Annotated in this window: 18 protein-coding genes; 15 read left to right on the forward strand and 3 right to left on the reverse strand. The window is 58.1% G+C overall.

Features of this window, described 5'->3' with window-relative positions; genetic code table 11:
* The first annotated feature begins 381 nt into the window (after nucleotides 1-381).
* From pabB to AC3B8H_RS10090, 3 genes are read left to right on the forward strand one after another with little or no spacing between them, the layout of a single operon-like run.
* Nucleotides 382-1,755 (forward strand): aminodeoxychorismate synthase component I, encoded by a 1,374-nt coding sequence (gene pabB / locus AC3B8H_RS10080; RefSeq protein WP_488441452.1) that lies wholly within the window; start codon nucleotides 382-384, stop codon nucleotides 1,753-1,755.
* Nucleotides 1,752-2,312 carry an amino acid kinase family protein gene (locus AC3B8H_RS10085; protein ID WP_488441453.1) on the forward strand — a complete coding sequence of 187 codons (561 nt, stop codon included), beginning with the start codon at nucleotides 1,752-1,754 and terminating at the stop codon, nucleotides 2,310-2,312. Before pabB ends, AC3B8H_RS10085 begins: the two co-directional genes overlap by 4 nt.
* Nucleotides 2,309-2,977 (forward strand): DUF2959 domain-containing protein, encoded by a 669-nt coding sequence (locus tag AC3B8H_RS10090; RefSeq protein WP_488441454.1) that lies wholly within the window; start codon nucleotides 2,309-2,311, stop codon nucleotides 2,975-2,977. Before AC3B8H_RS10085 ends, AC3B8H_RS10090 begins: the two co-directional genes overlap by 4 nt.
* Here the strand turns inward: AC3B8H_RS10090 and AC3B8H_RS10095 are convergent, their stop codons facing one another.
* Nucleotides 2,978-3,412: a DUF6694 family lipoprotein gene (locus AC3B8H_RS10095; RefSeq protein ID WP_488441455.1), complete on the reverse strand. Its 435-nt coding sequence runs from the start codon at nucleotides 3,410-3,412 to the stop codon at nucleotides 2,978-2,980. It lies immediately after the preceding gene.
* Between the two features lie 110 nt (nucleotides 3,413-3,522).
* On the opposite strand from AC3B8H_RS10095, the gene AC3B8H_RS10100 reads away from it, so the two are divergent.
* Nucleotides 3,523-5,259, forward strand: a complete 1,737-nt coding sequence (locus AC3B8H_RS10100; RefSeq protein WP_488441456.1) for a GTPase — start codon at nucleotides 3,523-3,525, stop codon at nucleotides 5,257-5,259.
* Entirely contained in the window at nucleotides 5,240-6,829 is a 1,590-nt protein-coding gene (locus AC3B8H_RS10105) for a GTPase domain-containing protein (protein ID WP_488441457.1), read from the forward strand. The genes AC3B8H_RS10100 and AC3B8H_RS10105 overlap by 20 nt, the downstream gene beginning before the upstream one ends.
* Nucleotides 6,830-6,849: 20 nt before the next feature.
* Here the strand turns inward: AC3B8H_RS10105 and AC3B8H_RS10110 are convergent, their stop codons facing one another.
* Nucleotides 6,850-7,944, reverse strand: coding sequence for a 5-(carboxyamino)imidazole ribonucleotide synthase (locus tag AC3B8H_RS10110; protein WP_488441458.1), 1,095 nt, complete (start codon nucleotides 7,942-7,944; stop codon nucleotides 6,850-6,852).
* Nucleotides 7,941-8,438: a 5-(carboxyamino)imidazole ribonucleotide mutase gene (gene purE / locus AC3B8H_RS10115; RefSeq protein ID WP_071156955.1), complete on the reverse strand. Its 498-nt coding sequence runs from the start codon at nucleotides 8,436-8,438 to the stop codon at nucleotides 7,941-7,943. Before purE ends, AC3B8H_RS10110 begins: the two co-directional genes overlap by 4 nt.
* Nucleotides 8,439-8,579: 141 nt before the next feature.
* Between purE and ccmA the strand changes: the two genes are divergently transcribed.
* The 10 genes from ccmA to hemN all read left to right on the forward strand — a co-directional run.
* Entirely contained in the window at nucleotides 8,580-9,212 is a 633-nt protein-coding gene (ccmA, locus tag AC3B8H_RS10120) for a cytochrome c biogenesis heme-transporting ATPase CcmA (RefSeq protein WP_488441459.1), read from the forward strand.
* The gene (ccmB, locus tag AC3B8H_RS10125) at nucleotides 9,203-9,877 is read left to right on the forward strand and encodes a heme exporter protein CcmB (RefSeq protein ID WP_488441460.1); all 675 of its coding nucleotides are present in this window, start codon (nucleotides 9,203-9,205) and stop codon (nucleotides 9,875-9,877) included. The genes ccmA and ccmB overlap by 10 nt, the downstream gene beginning before the upstream one ends.
* 3 nt (nucleotides 9,878-9,880) lie before the next feature.
* Complete coding sequence (locus AC3B8H_RS10130; protein ID WP_488441461.1) at nucleotides 9,881-10,642, forward strand: heme ABC transporter permease; 762 nt, start codon at nucleotides 9,881-9,883, stop codon at nucleotides 10,640-10,642.
* Nucleotides 10,639-10,806, forward strand: coding sequence for a heme exporter protein CcmD (gene ccmD / locus AC3B8H_RS10135; RefSeq protein WP_488441462.1), 168 nt, complete (start codon nucleotides 10,639-10,641; stop codon nucleotides 10,804-10,806). The genes AC3B8H_RS10130 and ccmD overlap by 4 nt, the downstream gene beginning before the upstream one ends.
* On the forward strand, nucleotides 10,803-11,237 hold the full coding sequence (gene ccmE, locus AC3B8H_RS10140; protein ID WP_488441463.1) for a cytochrome c maturation protein CcmE: 435 nt from the start codon (nucleotides 10,803-10,805) through the stop codon (nucleotides 11,235-11,237). The genes ccmD and ccmE overlap by 4 nt, the downstream gene beginning before the upstream one ends.
* Nucleotides 11,234-13,180, forward strand: coding sequence for a heme lyase CcmF/NrfE family subunit (locus tag AC3B8H_RS10145; protein ID WP_488441464.1), 1,947 nt, complete (start codon nucleotides 11,234-11,236; stop codon nucleotides 13,178-13,180). The genes ccmE and AC3B8H_RS10145 overlap by 4 nt, the downstream gene beginning before the upstream one ends.
* Nucleotides 13,177-13,707 carry a DsbE family thiol:disulfide interchange protein gene (locus AC3B8H_RS10150; protein WP_488441465.1) on the forward strand — a complete coding sequence of 177 codons (531 nt, stop codon included), beginning with the start codon at nucleotides 13,177-13,179 and terminating at the stop codon, nucleotides 13,705-13,707. Before AC3B8H_RS10145 ends, AC3B8H_RS10150 begins: the two co-directional genes overlap by 4 nt.
* A complete protein-coding gene (locus AC3B8H_RS10155) occupies nucleotides 13,704-14,162 on the forward strand; it encodes a cytochrome c-type biogenesis protein (protein WP_488441466.1) in 459 nt (152 codons plus the stop codon). The genes AC3B8H_RS10150 and AC3B8H_RS10155 overlap by 4 nt, the downstream gene beginning before the upstream one ends.
* The gene (gene ccmI / locus AC3B8H_RS10160; protein ID WP_488441467.1) at nucleotides 14,159-15,364 is read left to right on the forward strand and encodes a c-type cytochrome biogenesis protein CcmI; all 1,206 of its coding nucleotides are present in this window, start codon (nucleotides 14,159-14,161) and stop codon (nucleotides 15,362-15,364) included. Before AC3B8H_RS10155 ends, ccmI begins: the two co-directional genes overlap by 4 nt.
* A partial coding sequence (gene hemN, locus AC3B8H_RS10165; protein ID WP_488441468.1) for an oxygen-independent coproporphyrinogen III oxidase occupies nucleotides 15,364-16,740 on the forward strand: 1,377 nt, incomplete at its 3' end. The genes ccmI and hemN, both read left to right, overlap by 1 nt.

A 16,740-nucleotide genomic window follows, 5' to 3' on the forward strand; every position in this document is an offset into this window, starting at 1 on the left:
GCTATTAGGTGTTCTGGGAGTGGATAGCCTGATCAATGTTAAATAACGCAAAAAGCTAAAAAAATACGATATAAGCCACGAATATGGAGCTGAGTATGGTTGGCTTTGACCGTGCAGGGGGCCGCCGCGGCGACCGGCCAGTTTTACCGCAAGGGCTTCGCTATGAGGATTGTTTAGCCAAGCGCCAATTTTTTCCGAGGCCGATTTAAAATTTGTTCTGGGCTTTGCGAGAAGCTTGCGTTTCCGGATTAATCCGGCCTGATCCCTTGGATGCCCGCGCGGCGGGTTGGTTTAAACCGTCGCGCTGGGTTAAAATCACCGCCTTTGCCGATCCGGCCTTTACGACTGGCTTCGGTCGTTCATCGAGAATTCCTCCGTTTAATGCCCCCAATTCAGCCCGTTAAAATACGCCTGCCGTATGTTTCGGATAGTTCAGCACTCTTTGCGCCATGGGCCGATCGGCCTTGGGCGATGTTCTTGGATAGCGGTAGCCCGTCGGATTCGCAAGGCCGCTTCGATATTCTGGTTGCCGAGCCGGATGCAACCTTACAGACCTTCGGCGATGTCACCCGGATTAGTCGCGGCGGCGAAATTCGCCATAGCACCGACGATCCGTTCGACTTGTTAAAGAATGAACTGGGGGTTTATCGGGACGGTATTCAAGATTTGCCGTTTTGCGGCGGGGCGCTCGGTTACTTTGGGTACGATCTGGCCCGCCGTATCGAGCGTTTGCCGAATATGGCCCGTGATTGCGAAAACCTCCCGGAATTGGCGGTCGGGATATATCGCTGGGCTGTCGTCGTCGATCATGAATCCCAAGCCAGCTGGTTGACCGGATACGGCTTGAACGCTACGGAAATCGACGAACTGACCGAAAAACTCAGTCGGATACCGGTCCTGAAACCAGCAGCCGGCTTCGAAATTGTAAGCGAGCCGCGTTCCAATATGGCCGCGTCCGACTATGCCCGGGCGTTCGCGAAAATCAAACATTACTTAAGGGAAGGCGATTGCTACCAAATCAATTTGGCGCAACGCTTCGAGAGTGCGTGTCGAGGCGAGCCGTGGACGGCGTATCTGGCCCTGCGGCAAATCAATCCGGCGCCGTTCAGCGCCTTTTTGAACACGCCGGATGCGCAAGTGCTCAGCTCTTCTCCGGAGCGTTTCTTGCGGGTCAGCGGCGGATGCGTGGAAACCAAACCGATCAAAGGGACCCGGCCGCGCGGTAACGACGCCGACGAAGATCGGGCCCGGATGGCCGAGCTGCTTGGCAGTCCGAAAGACCGCGCCGAGAATGTGATGATTGTCGATCTGTTGCGCAACGATCTTGGTAAAAGCTGCCAAAAAGGTTCGGTCGGCGTGCCGGCATTGTTTCAGATCGAAAGCTACGCCACCGTGCATCATTTGGTCAGTACCGTGACCGGCCGGCTGGCCGAGGGTCGGCAGGCCATCGACCTGTTGCGCAGTTGCTTTCCGGGCGGATCGATTACCGGCGCCCCCAAGGTGCGGGCGATGGAAATCATTGAGGAGTTGGAGCCGCATCGGCGTGGCGTTTATTGCGGCGCGATTGGATATATCGGATTTAACGGCGACATGGATACCAATATTGCGATTCGCACTTTGGTCCACAACCGCGACTCGATACGCTTTTGGGCGGGTGGCGGCATTGTTAACGACTCGAGTATGGCGGAAGAGTATCAGGAGTGCTTCGACAAAGCGGCCGCGCTGCTGAAGGTGTTGGAGCGGTTTCGGCGATGATACGGGTCGTCAAGCTTGGGGGTAGCTTGCTGAGCGCCGGGGTGTTGCCGGCCTGCTTGGATAAGCTCGCCAACCGGGGAGAACCGTTGGTCATCGTACCGGGAGGTGGCGAGTTTGCCGATCAAGTGCGCCGGTCTCAAGCGAGCTGGGCTTTCGGCGACGTCGCCGCGCATCGCATGGCGCTGCTGGCCATGCGGCAAATGGGGTGGTTGATGCACGCGCTCAATCCGCTATTCCAGCCCGCCGATTCGGTCGCGGCGATCGCGGAATTGTTGTCCCGCAAGCGGTCGGCGATCTGGATGCCGGACTACGCCGAGTTGGACGCCGATGGCGTCGAAGCCAGTTGGGAGGTGACTTCGGACAGTCTGGCCGCTTGGCTGGCCGGCCGGTTGGGCGCCGGCGAATTGATTCTAGTCAAGTCGGCCGAAATCGCCGACGAAACCGATAGCGACCGATTAAGCGGGCAGGGCATACTGGATAAGGCGTTTGGTCGATATAGCCACGACGCCGGATGTCCAATTCGCGTCATTCACCAAGCGTCATTTATCAACGCATGATTCATTTCATCAGATCCCTACTGAACAAGCGCTTGCGCAAGGCTTATTACCAAAGCCGGGAATCGCTGTTGGGCCATCAAAAACGCGACATTGTGGTGACTCAAGTCGAACAGGCCTGCGTGGGCTTAACGGAGAGCCGCGATCAATTTGTCGACGCGCTGGACAAATTCAAAAGCATCGTCAATCTGCCGGAACATTCGTTGGAACAGCGCTACCAGCAACTCAAACGCCGTTACGATTTGTGCCGGAGCAAGGCCGACCAAGTCAGCCAGCGCGTAAAAGCGGTGGAGGAAATCAGTGAAGCCTTGTTTGCGGAATGGGAGTCGGAATTGGCGCTGTACAGCAATCGGGTTTTACGATCGCGCAGTCAGCAACAACTGAAAAAATCCCGGCAGCAATACGCGCGGCTGCTGAAATCGTTACAAAATGCGGAAAGCCGGATGCAACCGGTTCTGGCGGCGTTTCAGGATCAAGTGTTGTTCCTGAAACACAATTTGAACGCCCACGCCATTGCCGCGTTGCGGCACGAGTTCGTCGAAATGGGGGTGGATATTTCCCGGTTGATCGACGTGATGGAGAAGACGATAGGCGAGGCCAGCCAGTTCGTTGCGGTACTCGTCGAACAAAAACAACTACCGGCGCCGGCCTCGATATCCAAGCGATAATTACATCGAGTGCATTTTGTAATCCACGCGGTGAGGGTATTGTTTATCGCGCGGATCAGGGGCTTTTTTCCGGTTTTGATCGATACGTTCTTGCGAATATTGGGCAATCATCTGATCCCAGTTGGCGTATTCTTCGTATTCCTTACTGCCGGCGGCCTTGCGTTTGGCAAACAGCTCCTTGCCTTTTTCGATCAATTGCTCGGGCGTTTTGCCGTCGATCTCGTTTAAAAACTCGCCGTTATCGCGGATTTCGTCGCGCAAGGTCCAAAAAGACACTTCGAATTCTATGCGTTGGTCCAGCGGCAGTTTTTCCTTGATGTGGCTGATCGAACGGTTGACGGTTTTCATGCTGCTCCCGTTGATCTGGTTGCTTTTGTTACAACCGCTCGCCACGGCGCCCAGCAATAAAACGAAAAGAATCGATGCGATTTTCATGATGTAGCCCCCCACGGCTAAATGAACAAACCCGGATTTTGTATTTATAATGGTTCCGGTTACCCAACAAAGCTATTTACTCGGAAATTTTAACGGCACAAGCTTACCACATGCTGGAATTTATCCAACACCTCAAACAGCGCTATCAGATCGTGCTAGGTCGGATGGATAAACGAAGCCCGCGCTATCTGGATTACCAGCAACGTGCCGACCAACTGCTGTTTGCGGAAGCCTTTGTACGGAAGGGACGCCTAGTTGCCGAGTACCCGGATTTGCCGTTGCAGATCGCGGTGATCGGACCGACGCAGTCCGGTAAAAGCTCCACCGTGAACTTGTTGCTGAACAGTCATCAAGCCGGAGTCAGCCCTTTAGCGGGGTATACCGTGCAGGCCCAGGGCTTCTGTCACGCGGTGTCCGCCGAGGCCATGCCGGGTTTGCAAGCCTATTTCGGTCGTTTCGAACGGGTGGCGATGGGCGAATTGGCGCCGGGTCGCTTGGATTGTTACGCGATCGGTAGCAGCCCGCCGCGTTCGCCGTTATTGCCGCCCTGCGTTTGCTGGGACACGCCTGATTTCGATTCCATCGACGCCGCCGACTACCGCGAAGGCTTGGTGCGCGCCATCGCTTTGGCGGACGCGATCATCTTATTGGTCAGCAAGGAAAAATACGCCGATCAGTCGGTCTGGGACGTCATGAGCATCCTGGAGTCGCTGCACCAACCGACCTTGATCGTCGTCAACAAGCTTGGCGAAGGCCAGGAAGCGGTCATTATCGAGTCGTTGGCCGAAAAATGGCGAGCCGTGCGTAGCGACCCGTTACCGAAGGTCGTGCCGCTGCATTTTCGCAAATTGCCGGACCAGCCCAGTTGGCCGAGGACCGCCGAGCAAGCGGTATTGGAACTGGCTAAGTCGGTGTCGCGCCGCAAACACGTCCAATACCAACAGCAGTTTTTGACACGGTTCTGGCCGAACTGGCTGGAACCGGTGTACGCCGAGCATCAATCACAACGCCATTGGCGGACGCTGGTCGATCAATGTCTGGCGCAAGCCGTCAAGGACTATCAACGTGATTACCTGAACCATCCGCATCATTACGAAACCTTTCAACAGGCCGTATTGAACCTGCTGACCTTACTGGAAATTCCGGGTTTGGCGGGCCTGCTGACTAAAACCCGCCGGGTGATGACTTGGCCGATGCGCAAGCTGTTCGGTGCTAAATCCGTTGCCGTCAGTGCCAGCCAGGAGATTGCGGTGTTAAGGCAAATCGGCGATCACGTGATGATCCAATTGGCGGACCGGCTGCTGGAAATAGCCGAAACCGAGGCGGACGATGCCCGCTGGTGGAAGGAAACCAGCGGCGCGTTGCGGCAACAGCGCGCCGACATTTCCAACGCTTACCAACAGGCACTGCTGGAATACCACGGCGATTTTCAGCAAGATGTCGAGGCCGCCGCCCAGCGTCTGTTTCGCAAATTGCAGGAACAGCCGCTGATCCTCAATAGCCTGCGCGCGACGCGGGCGACCACCGACGCCGGGGCGATGCTGTTGACTATCCAGGCCGGCGGTATAGGTCTGCACGATTTGGTGTTGATGCCGTTAATGCTGACCGCGACATCGCTGCTGGCGGAAAGTACCCTGGGCGGCTACATGACGCGGGTCGAGGCGGATTTGAAACAACACCAACTCAACACCGTCAAAACCGCGCTGTTTGAATACTGCTTACAGCGGCGGCTTTATGCGCTGCCTCGGCAAATTGCTAGCAACAGCCGCTTCGATATCGACGAAGCCGAATGCCGACGGGCCGAGCAAGCCTTGCAAGATAAAAAGCATGGATTACGAATACTCTGAATTACTGAGTCGCGCCCGCCGGTGGAGCGAAGCGGCCGTCGCGGCGCGGCGCCTGCCGGCCGAGCAGGCCGATTGGTTGGCTCAGCTGGATAGTCCGAGCGGCCCCGCCTTGTTCGCGCAAGCCCAAGGCGACGCCAGCCGTCCGATGATCGTTGCCTTCATGGGCGGTACCGGCGTCGGTAAAAGCAGTTTGTTGAATCGCTTGGCGGGTCAGGCGATCGCCAAGGCCGGCATCGAACGGCCCACATCGCGCGAAGTCACGCTGTATCACCATCGCAGTCTGGCATTGAATCAGCTGCCGACCGGATTGCCGATGGACCGCATTAAGATCGGTTGCCACGACGATGCGGGGCAACGCCACATCGTCTGGATAGACATGCCCGATTTCGACAGTGTCGAAGCCGCCAACCAAACGTTGGTGTTGAATTGGTTGCCGCATATCGATGTGCTGCTATACGTGGTCAGTCCCGAGCGCTATCGCGACGGCAAGGCCTGGCGTCTGCTATTGGCCGAGGGCGCCAAGCACGCCTGGCTGTTTGTGATGAATCATTGGGATCGCGGTCAAACGGTGCAATACGAGGACTTGCAGCGCCAATTGGCCTTGGCCGGTTTTGCCGACCCGTTGCTGTTTCGCACCAGCTGCGCGCAACCGGATGGCGACGACTTTCCGGAATTGCTGGCTAAACTCGCCGAACTGGCCGGCGGCCATGCGATGCGGCAAATGCAACGTCGCGGCGAGCGCCTGCGTAAAGAGGCGTTGTTGAACGTGTTGCGACGCTTGGAAACCGCGTTGGCCGATCGCGATTACCCCGCGTTGCACCGGCAACTGGAAGGTCGTTGGCACAGCGCGGAAGCGGACTTAAAGGCCGGGCTGGCGTGGCCGTTGGCGCAATTGGCCAAGGCGCGGGCCGAGCACGGCGGGCCAGCCGCCGATCCGATACTTTGGGACGATTGGGCGCGGACGCTGTTCGGCGATTTACTCGACGACGTGGCGTTGCAAGCGTCCCAAGCCGGCATTCCCGCCAAGCCATTGCGGGAGGCGCTGCAAGATTTGCGCGACACGGCAGGCGCCAAGGTGGTCGCGCAAACCGAGTTGGCCGGCCGGATGGCGCTGTTGAATCCCGGGAATCGTCCGCAACGGGTCGGTTTGCGGATTGCCGCTGTCGCCGCGACCGTATTGCCGCTGGCGGCGATGGCGGTAGTGGGATATCAGGTTTATTTCGGCTACTACCGAGGCGCGACCGGCGGCGGTGCGTATTTGGGTAGCGACTTCGCGATACACAGTACTTTATTAATTGGCCTGAGCTGGTTGATCCCCTATTTTCTACAGAGACAATTGCAGCCGTCGCTGCAAAAAGCCGCCCAACGCGGCCTGCAAAAAGGCCTGGCACAGGCCTTGGCCGGTTTGTGGGCCGAAATTGGCGCAAGCTTGCGGCGCGAGCAACAGGAAAATCAACGGCTTTTGGAACAACTTAGTGAAATCGCGCGGGATTGCGCGCCCGGGACGGAAGAGCCGATTGGCAAGCAGAGCCTGCTCGGCAGGGCCTTGCCGGACCGCGAGCCGGCTTGATCGAAGCGGCGTCCGACGACTTAGGAGTCGTCGGTGGCCAGCGCCAGATTGGCTAGTTGCTGCAAGGCTTCCCGATAATCGTCGGCGGAATCGGCTCTGACAGTGGCGTGCGCCACCTTCCGACCCTTGCGCGACGCCTTGTCGTAAAGATGCAGATGGGCATTGGCGATGCCGAGCACTTGCGCGTCGCCTGCCACGCCCCCGATAAAATTCACCATGCCGGCGTGACCCCTGGCGCGGGTCGAGCCCAGCGGTAAGTCCAGAATCGCCCGCAAATGATTTTCGAATTGGCTGGTTTCGGCGCCTTCGATGGTCCAGTGACCGGAATTGTGTACCCGAGGCGCGAATTCGTTGGCCAACAAATCGTTACCGACGGCAAATAACTCCAAGGCCACCACGCCGACGTAATCGAGTTTTTCCAACAACCGCGTCACGTAATCTTCGGCCAGTTTTTGTAGCGGATCGTTGCTACGGCATTCGGCAATGCGCAGGATGCCGCCACGGTGTTGGTTTTCGGACAGCGGGTAAAACACGATGTCGCCGGACGGACGGCGGGCGGCGATGATAGAGACTTCGCGCTCGAAACCGACGAAGCCTTCGACGATGGATGGCGCGTCCTGCATCGCCCCCCATGCCGCTTCGAGTTGTTCGGCCGCTTGGATCAAGACTTGGCCCTTGCCGTCGTAGCCCATCCGCCGACTCTTCAAAATCGCCGGGTAGCCGATGTCGGCCATCGCCCGGACCAGATCGTCCAGGCAAGCCACCGCGGCGAACGGCGCGGTGCGTATTCCCAAATCCCGGAAAAAATTCTTTTCCAGTAGCCGGTCCTGAGCGACGGCCAGCGCGCCGGCCGGCGGATAAACCGTGGTGTGGCTGGACAGGTATTCGGCAACGTGAGCCGGCACGTTCTCGAACTCGTAAGTGACGATGTCGGCTTTCTCGGCCAGTTGCGCCAGCAAGGCCGGGTCGTCGTAGGCGCCCAGTAAATGCTCGCTCAGACCGCCGGCACCGGCATTGACGTCGGGATCGAGCACGACGAATTGCAAACCGAGCGGATATCCGGCCAGCGCGATCATCCGGGCGAGTTGGCCGCCACCCAAAATCCCAATTTTCATCCGGCCACCTGTCGCGGGTCGGGCGTGGCGATCACGCTGTCGGTTTGTTGGCGGCGATAGGCGTCCAGCGCCGGCCGGTATTGCGGATGTTTGTTGCTGATAATCGCGGCGGCCAATAGTGCCGCGTTAATCGCGCCGGCCTTGCCGATGGCTAAGGTGCCGACCGGAATGCCGGCCGGCATTTGCACGATGGACAACAGCGAGTCCATGCCGTTGAGCGCCTTGGATTGCACCGGTACGCCAAGTACCGGCAACGCGGTCTTGGCGGCGGTCATGCCCGGTAGGTGGGCGGCGCCGCCGGCACCGGCGATGATGACTTCCAGGCCCTTGGCCTCGGCGGACTCGGCGTACTGAAACAGTTTGTCGGGCGTGCGATGGGCGGATACCACTTCCACTTCGTGCGGGATGTCCAGATGTTCCAGGGTTTGCGCGGCATGTTGCATGGTTTCCCAATCCGACGTGGAACCCATGATGATGCCTATCAGTGCGGTCATGCAAAATCTCCGGTGCGTGCAATCAATCAAGGCGGGCGATTATCGCACAATCGGGCGTTTTTCCGTGCCGGCGAATTGCGGATTCCGGCGGCCTTAATGTTAAGATAGCGCCCCTCGTAAACCTGGAGCCTTGCGCCGAACATGGAAAACTCGCAAACCGTCATGCTGGAAGCCAAGGGATTGGCGTGTTCGCGCGACGATCGCCTGTTGTTTTCCGGCTTGAGTTTCGGGTTGGCGGCCGGGCAAGCCTTGTTGCTGGAGGGCGCGAACGGTTGCGGCAAGACTTCGCTGTTGCGGATTCTTTGCGGTTTTCGCGAACCGGACGCGGGCGATATTTTTTGGACCGGCGAGCGTCTGGAAGACGGCGCCTATCACCGCGACATGGCCTACGTTGGCCACGCCGACGGCACCAAAAAGGAATTGACGGTGCTGGAAAACCTGCGATTTGCGCTGGCGATGAAAGCCGGCGGTGCCTATTCGATCGATGACGCCCTGGCGAAAGTCCAATTGGGAGGCTTCGACGACAATCCGGTGCATACCTTGTCGGCCGGTCAAAAGCGCCGTTTGTCGCTGGCGCGTCTGTTGATTACCGCCAATCGCTTGTGGATACTCGACGAGCCTTTTACCTCGCTGGATCGGCAGGGTATCCGCTTGATTGAATCGCTGATCGCGGAACACGTCGCCGGCGGCGGCTTGGCGGTACTGACTTCTCACCACGACCTTAGTTTGCCCGGCGTCGAATTGAAAACCATCCATCTGCAAGCATGCCATTGATTCATGCCTTTTGGGCCATCGTCCGCCGGGACTTGATGCTGGCGTTTCGGCGCCGCGCCGAAATGGCGAATCCTTTATTGTTCTTTGTGTTGGTGGTGACGCTGTTTCCGTTGGCGGTCGGCGCTCAGCCGAATTTATTGCAAGCGGTGGCGCCCGGGGTGATTTGGGTGTCCGCGCTGTTGGCCACCTTGTTGTCGTTGGACGGTTTGTTTCGCAGCGATTTCGAAGACGGCTCGTTGGAGCAAATGCTGATCAGTCCGCAACCGTTATCGATACTGGTGCTCGGCAAGATTTCGGCTCACTGGCTGGTCACCGGCTTGCCGTTGCTGTTGGTGGCGCCGTTGCTGGCGATGTTTTTGGGCCTGCCGGAGCGGGCGATGGGAACTTTGTGGCTGAGCTTGATCTTAGCTACTCCGCTGTTGAGCCTGATCGGCGCGGTCGGCGTGGCGTTGACCGTGGGTTTGCGGCGCGGCGGCATGCTGTTGTCGCTGTTGGTGTTGCCCTTGTACGTGCCGGTACTGATTTTCGCCAGCGGCGCGGTGGACCGGGCGGCCGGTGGCTTGCCGGCCTCGGCGCAGTTGAATATTTTGTTGGCGATGTTGTTGGCGGCGCTGGTGTTGGTGCCGCTGCCGACCGCTGCCGCGTTAAAAATGAGTGTAAATTGAATAATGTCCGTGATCCCCGCGCCGGTTAGCCGGTTTTTTCATCGTACCTCGTCGCCGCCGCATTTTTATGCCTTGGCCGACCGTTTCATTCCTTGGCTGACCGCGATCTTCCTGGTTTTGCTCGGCGCTGGCCTTTACGGCGGGTTGATTCAGGCGCCCACCGATTATCAGCAAGGCGAGAGTTACCGCATCATTTATATACACGTGCCGGCCGCCTGGATGTCCTTGTTCATCTACGTGCTGATGGCGGTCATGGGGGCGATCGCGCTGGTCTGGCGCATGAAACTGGCCGAAGTGATGTTGATCAGCAGCGCCCCGATCGGCGCCGGTTTCACCTTTGTCGCGTTGGTGACCGGCTCGCTGTGGGGCAAACCGATGTGGGGCACCTGGTGGGTGTGGGACGCGCGATTGACGTCGGAGTTGATTTTGCTGTTTCTGTATCTGGGCTTGATCGGCTTGTACGGCGCGATCGAGGACAAGCGTAGCGCGGCGCGCGCGGTTTCGATTCTGGCCTTGGTCGGCGTCGTCAACATTCCGATCATTCATTATTCGGTGGAATGGTGGAACACCTTGCACCAGCCGGCCACGGTCGGCAAGATGGGCAAGCCGGCTATCCACATTTCGATGCTGATCCCGCTGCTGCTGATGGCGGTGGCTTTCAAATTTTATTATCTGATCGCGGTGTTGCAAGCCGCCAAACTCGAATTGCTAAAGCGCGAGCCCAATTCGCAATGGGTCAGGGCGCTGATGGAGAAACAAGCATGACGCTACAAAGCTTTTTGGAGATGGGCGGTTATGCCTGGTATGTCTGGCCGTCCTACGCCATCACCTTCGTGGTGTTGTTGATCAATGTGCTGTGGCCGATCGTGCAGCGCAAACAGTTTTTCCGCCAACTGTGGCTCAAGCAAAAGCGCGGTCAACAACGATGAAACCGATTCGAAAACAACGCTTGCTGCTGATCGGCTTGATGCTGGCCGGACTGGGTTTGGCCGCCACTTTCGCGCTGAAAGCCTTCAACGAAAATCTGATGTATTTTTTCTCGACTTCGGACGTCAAGGCGGGCAAGGCGCCGGATAACGCCGCGTTTCGGCTGGGCGGCATGGTGGTGAAGGGCAGTGTCGAACGGCCGGGCAAGGATTTGTTAGTGCGCTTCAAACTCAGCGATTTCAGCCAGGAAGTCGTCGTCGAGTACAGCGGCATCTTGCCCGACCTGTTTAGGGAAGGGCAGGGCATCGTCGCCAAGGGCAGGCTGGATTCGCGCGGTGTGTTCGTCGCCGAGGAAGTGTTGGCCAAGCACGACGAAAATTACATGCCGCCGGAAGTGGCCGGCAGCCTGAAAAAACCGGCGGAGCAGCCATGATTCCGGAAATCGGCCATTTCTCGTTGATTCTGGCGCTGGGCATGGCGATCGTGCTCGGTCTGTTGCCGATCATCGGTGCCGGCCGCAATATCGCCGGCTGGGTGCATGTCGCCAAACCGGCCGCCTTTGGGCAGTTGCTGTTCATGGCGCTGGCTTATGCTTGCCTGACCTACAGCTTCGTGGTGCACGACTTTAGCGTGGCCTACGTCGCGCAAAACTCCAACACCGCGCTGCCGTTTTTGTATCTGATTTCAGGAGTCTGGGGCGCTCACGAGGGCTCCTTGTTGCTTTGGGCCTTGACCTTGGCGATCTGGACCGGCTTGGTCGCGGCGTTTAGCGGCAAGATTCCGGATACCACCCGCGCCAGGGTGTTGGGCGTGATGGGCTTGGTCAGCATCGGTTTTCTGCTGTTTTTATTGCTGACGTCCAATCCGTTCGAACGCTTGTTCCCGGCCCCCGCCGAAGGCCGCGATTTGAATCCCTTGCTGCAGGACCCCGGTTTGGCGGTGCATCCGCCGATGTTGTACATGGGCTATGTCGGTTTCTCGGTGGCGTTCGCGTTTTCGATCGCCGCGTTGCTGGAAGGGCGGCTGGATGCCGCGTGGGCGCGCTGGTCTAGGCCGTGGACCAATATCGCCTGGCTGTTTTTGACGCTGGGCATCACCTTGGGCAGTTGGTGGGCCTATTACGAACTGGGTTGGGGCGGTTGGTGGTTTTGGGACCCGGTCGAAAACGCCTCGTTCATGCCCTGGCTGGTCGGCACCGCGCTGATTCATTCCTTGGCCGCCACCGAAAAACGCGGCGTATTCAAAACCTGGACCGTCCTGTTGGCGATTTTCGCGTTTTCGTTGAGCTTGCTGGGCACTTTTTTGGTTCGGTCCGGGGTGTTGACCTCGGTGCACGCCTTTGCCAGCGATCCGGCCCGCGGCGTTTTCATTCTGGTGTTTTTGGCGACCGTGGTCGGCGGTTCCTTGCTGCTTTACGCGATCAAGGCGCCCAACGTGAAAAGCTCGGCCAGTTTCGATTGGGTGTCGCGGGAAACCGTGTTGTTAATCAATAACGTACTGTTGGTGGTGACTGCCGCCAGCATCCTGCTCGGCACCCTGTATCCATTGGTGATCGACGCGCTCGGTTTGGGTAAGCTGTCGGTCGGTCCGCCGTATTTCAACGCGGTGTTCATTCCGCTGATGGCGCCGCTGGCGCTGGTGGTCGGCTTGGGGGTTTTGCTGCGCTGGAAATCGGACGACATCAAGGCCTTGACCGTCAAGATACGCGGTCTGGCGGCGGCGTGCTTGCTGTTGGCGGTTGCCGCGCCGCTGGCGATGCCGTTTTACTCCTGGGCGGCGGCGTTGGGTAGCGCGCTGGCGCTATGGACCCTGGCCGTTTCCGGCGCGGCCTTCCAACACCGCATCCAAACCTGGTCCTGGCAACGTCTGAAACAAATCCCGGCCGGTTTTTACGGCATGACGGTCGCGCATTTGGGTATCGCGGTGTTCGTGATCGGCATCACCTATACCTCGGTTTACAGCATCGAGCGCGATGTGCGCTTGGCGCCGGAAGAAACCCTGGATCTGTTCGGTTACGTGTTTCAGTTCCATGGGGTCAAACAGACTCAGGGCCCCAATTATCAAGCCGAGCAAGGCTTTCTGACCGTCAGCCACGACGGTCGAATCGTGGCTGAATTGGCGCCGCAAAAGCGGATCTACCGGGTTCAAAAAATGCCGATGACCGAAGCCGCGATCGATGCCGGCATGTTTCGCGATTTGTTTGTCGCGCTGGGCGAACCCTTGGATCAGCAGGGTGCCTGGAGTTTGCGGGTTTATTACAAGGCCTTCATTCGTTGGATCTGGATGGGTGGCGTGTTCATGGCCATGGGTGGTCTATTGGCGGCCTGCGATCGGCGTTACCGCTTGGCGGGTGTCAAGACTCAGGAGAGCCGATGAAATACGTGTTACCGCTATTGCTATTCATCGGCCTGTCGGTGTTTTTGGCGATCGGTTTGAAGCTGAATCCTCGGGAAATTCCGTCGCCGTTGATCGACAAACCGGCACCGGTCTTCAATTTGCCGGTATTGGCCGAGCCGACGAAGACCTTGAGTCCCAACGATTTGAAGGGCCGGGTGTGGTTGCTGAACGTTTGGGCGTCTTGGTGTATTTCCTGCCGCGAAGAGCATCCGTTATTGGTCGAGCTGGCTAAGCAAAACCGGGTCACGCTGATCGGCTTGAATTACAAGGACGAAGTCCAGGCGGCCCGACTTTGGCTGGATAAACATGGCAACCCCTATAACGCCAGCGTCTTGGATAGCGACGGCCGCATCGGCATCGACTACGGTGTTTACGGCGTGCCGGAAACCTTTGTGATCGACAAGCGCGGCGTCGTAAGGCATAAACATACCGGACCGATTCAACCGACCGATCTTGAGCAGGTTTTATTGCCGATGATAGAGCGTCTGGAGGGTGAGCCGTCATGAAGTTCGCGGTCCTGCTGAGCCTGATTCTGATGGTCGTTCCGGCCTTTGCCGCCGTGGAGTACAGGGATTTCGCTCAACCTGAGCAAGAAGAGGCCTATCAGACCTTGATTTCCGAATTACGCTGCCTGGTTTGCCAAAATCAAACCATCGCCGATTCCAACGCCGATCTGGCCAAGGACTTGCGGGAACAGGTTTATCAAATGCTGCGCCAGGGTAAATCTCGTGCCGACGTGGTCAACTTCATGACCGAGCGTTACGGCGATTTTGTGATGTACAAACCGGCTTTCAACCTGAAAACCGGGTTGCTGTGGCTGGGGCCGGCGGTATTCCTGGTTGGAGGCCTGATCACGGTGGTTGTGGTCGCGCGCCGCAAGCACGTTGGGCGGAACAATCAATTGGACGCCGCGCAAAAAGCCCGGCTGCAAAAATTACTGGGCGAGGGCGACGACGCGTGACGAGCAATTTCTGGTTTTGGATAGCCGCGCTTTGCGCCTTGGCGTTGGCGATTTTGCTGCCGCCGTTGTTTCGGAAAACGCCGGTTTCGTCGGCTGACGGCGCGCAACGCAATACCGACATTGCCCGCCAACAGCTGGCGGAGCTTAAACAACAATTGCAAAACGGCGTGTTGTCGCCGGCGCAGTATGAAGCGCAATACCATGATTTGCAGTTGGCCGTGCTGGATACCTTGGAGGAACCGGGCACCGGAAGCGTGGCCGGCTCGGCCGGCCGCTGGGTCGCCGTGCCGATTGCGATATTGTTGCCGGTCGCCAGTTTGTTGTTGTACGGCATGCTCGGCGAGCCGGAGGCGATGAAAAAGGCCGAATGGCAAGCAACCAACCAAAAACTGGCCGACAATGTGCAAACCATGGTGCAGCGGCTGGTCGAGCGCTTGCAACAACAGCCGGACGATTTGGAAGGCTGGATGATGTTGGGGCGCTCGTTTGTCTATATGCAGGAGTATCAAAAAGCCGCCGAGGCCTTCGGCGAACTCAACCGGCGCAAGCCCGGCGATCCGGCGGTGATGCTGCGCTATGCCGATGCCTTGTCGATGGCCCGCAACGGTCGCTTGAGCGGCGAGCCGGCCGACTTGGTGTTCAAAGCTTTGGAGCAAGTCCCGGAAGATCACACCGCGCTGTGGTTGGCCGGAATGGCCAAAGCCGAGGCCGGTGATTTCGGGCGGGCAATCGGGTATTGGCAAACCTTGTCGAAACTGTTGCCGGCCGACGACGAAGCCCAGCAACAGCTGGCCAATATGACGCAAATGGCCGAAGCCGAAATGGCCAAGGCGGCACCATCGAACGCGGCGTCCGCGCCGAACGTCGAAATCTCGGTGCGCGCGTCGTTGGCGGACGGTCGCTCGGCGCCGGCGGATAGCACCGTGTTCATCTACGCCCAAGCCGCCAGCGGCCCGAAAATGCCGTTGGCCATCGTCCGCAAGCAGGTCGCCGACTTGCCGATCGACGTGGTGCTAAACGACAGCATGGCGATGCAACCGCAGTTACATTTAGCCGACTTTCCGAATTTACGCATCGTTGCCAGAGTCTCCAAATCCGGCAATGCAATGCCGGCCGCCGGCGACTTGATCGGCAGTGCCGAACTGAATTTGGCCGATGCCAACCGCCGAGTCATCGTCACAATCGACCAAGAAGTGAAGTAATGGATCAATCCATCCAATTCGATCTGGACCTGATTCACCGCTACGACAAGTCCGGCCCGCGCTATACCTCGTACCCGACCGCGTTGGAGTTGCACGAGGGCTTCGGCGAGGCTGAATACCTAAGGCATATCGAAAAGTCCAATGCGGCCGGCGGCCCGCTGTCCTTGTATTTCCACATCCCGTTCTGCGACACGGTGTGTTTTTATTGCGCCTGCAACAAGATTGTCACTAAAAACCGGGCGCATTCTGCGCCCTATCTGGACAATCTGATCCGGGAAGTCGAGATGCAGGGCGCCTTGTTCGACCTGTCCCGCCCGGTCGACCAACTGCATTGGGGCGGCGGCACGCCGACCTTTTTGAATTTCGAACAAATGCAACGGTTGATGGACGCCACCCGTCTGCATTTCAATTTGCGTGGCGACGACGGCGGCGAATACTCGATCGAAGTCGATCCGCGCGAAACCAACCACGGCACCATCGCCCAGTTGCGCGAATTGGGTTTTAACCGTATCAGCTTGGGTTTGCAGGATTTCGATCCGGCGGTCCAAGCTGCGGTCAACCGTTTGCAGAGCAAGGAACAAACCTTCGCGGTGCTGGAAGCCGCCAGGGCGGAAGGTTTTCGCTCCACCAATATCGATTTGATCTACGGCTTGCCGTTGCAAACCGAAGCCAGCTTCGCGGATACCTTGGATCAAGTGCTGGCCCATGGGCCCGACCGATTCTCGATTTTTAATTACGCCCACATGCCCAGCCGCTTTAAAACCCAGCGGCAGATCAACGATGCCGACTTGCCGTCGCCGTCGGTCAAGCTGGACATTTTGCAAATGATCGGCAGGAAATTGACCGATGCCGGTTACGTTTATATTGGCATGGACCACTTCGCCAAGCCCGACGACTTGCTGGCGGTGGCGCAACGCGAAGGCAAGCTTTATCGAAATTTTCAAGGTTACTCGACCCACTCGGACTGCGATTTGGTCGGGCTCGGCGTCACGTCGATCGGCCGGGTCGGCGATGCTTACATCCAGAACGCCAAGGAACTGGACCAGTACGACGAGCGGATTTCCCAGGGCCGGCTGGCGGTATATCGCGGCGTTGAATTGGATGACGACGACAAACTGCGGCGCGCGGTGATTACCCAGTTAATCTGCCACTTCGAATTATCCTTCGCGGCGATCGAACGGCGGTTTTCGATCGAATTTGCCGAGTATTTTTCGGCGGAATTGCAAAACTTGCGCAGCATGCGCGACGACGGACTGTTGGAACTCAGCGACTCGGGCATTCAAGTCTTGCCCGTCGGCCGCTTATTGATTCGGAACATTTGCATGGTGTTCGACAAATACCTTGCTCAAAAGCAGCAGCAATTTTCCAAAGTGATT

This window comes from Methylomonas sp. BG-2, assembly GCF_057766305.1.